Source organism: Sphaerisporangium melleum (assembly GCF_014646695.1).
GTDB classification, from domain to species: Bacteria; Actinomycetota; Actinomycetes; order Streptosporangiales; family Streptosporangiaceae; genus Sphaerisporangium; species Sphaerisporangium melleum.
In genome coordinates, this window is sequence record NZ_BMNT01000099.1 from 1 (window position 1) to 1,045 (window position 1,045).

Genomic DNA, 1,045 nt, shown 5'->3' on the forward strand with positions numbered 1-1,045 from the left:
AGCCACGGCTGCGCATCCACCGACAACCGGCCGCTGAACACCACCGACTCCCCGCCGGCCACCTCCGTCACCGCACCGAGCAGCGGGTGGTCGACGGACGCCAGCCCGACCGCGTCCACGTTCCCGGCGGCGGCGCGCGCCGTCATCCAGTACCGCTGGTGCTGGAAAGCGTAGGTGGGCAGGTCGACGTGCCGGGCGGGGACAGCGGCGAAGTAGGCGTCCCAGTCGACGGCCAGCCCACCGGCGTGCAGCTGCCCCAACGCCTGGACGAACGCACGCACCTCGTCCCGGTCCTTGCGCACCGCAGGCACCAGCAGCACCATCTCGTCGGCATCCAGACTCTGCTGGGCCAACGCGGTCAGCGTCGCATCCGGACCCACCTCGACGAACACCGTCGCCCCCGCAGCGCGTGCCGCAGAGACCCCGTCGGCGAACCGCACCGCCTCCCGCACATGCCGCACCCAATACCCCGGGTCGATGAGCTGTCCCGGCTCGGCCATCTGCCCGGTGACGTTCGACACCACCGGGATCGAGGGCTCGTTGAAGACCAGCGACGACACCGCATCCCGGAACTCGGCGAGCATCGGCTCCATCAACGGCGAATGGAACGCATGCGACACCCGCAACCTGCGCGTACGCGCCCCACGCTCGGCCATTACGGTCGCGATCTCGTCAATCGTCGCTTCGGCGCCGGAGACCACCACTGCGGACGGACCATTCACGGCTGCGATGCCGACCTGATCCTCCCGGCCGGCCAGCAACGGCAGCACATCCTGCTCAGAAGCGGCCACCGCCAGCATCGCGCCACCCGACGGCAGCGCCTGCATCAACCTCGCGCGTGCGGCGACCAGCGCACACGCATCCGCCAGCGACAACACCCCGGCCACATGGGCAGCGGCGATCTCACCCACCGAGTGACCGGCCAGCACATCCGGTCGTACGCCCAGCGACTCCAGCAGCCGGAATAGCGCCACCTCGAACGCGAACAGAGCAGGCTGCGTCATCCCCGTCTCGTCCAGCACCTCCGCCGGACCGGCGAACATCA

General features: G+C 70.0%; 1 protein-coding gene. It reads right to left on the reverse strand.

Features of this window, described 5'->3' with window-relative positions; genetic code table 11:
- Window positions 1-1,045 (reverse strand): acyltransferase domain-containing protein (locus IEY93_RS37195; protein WP_189167856.1); only part of this gene is annotated, 1,045 nt, incomplete at both ends.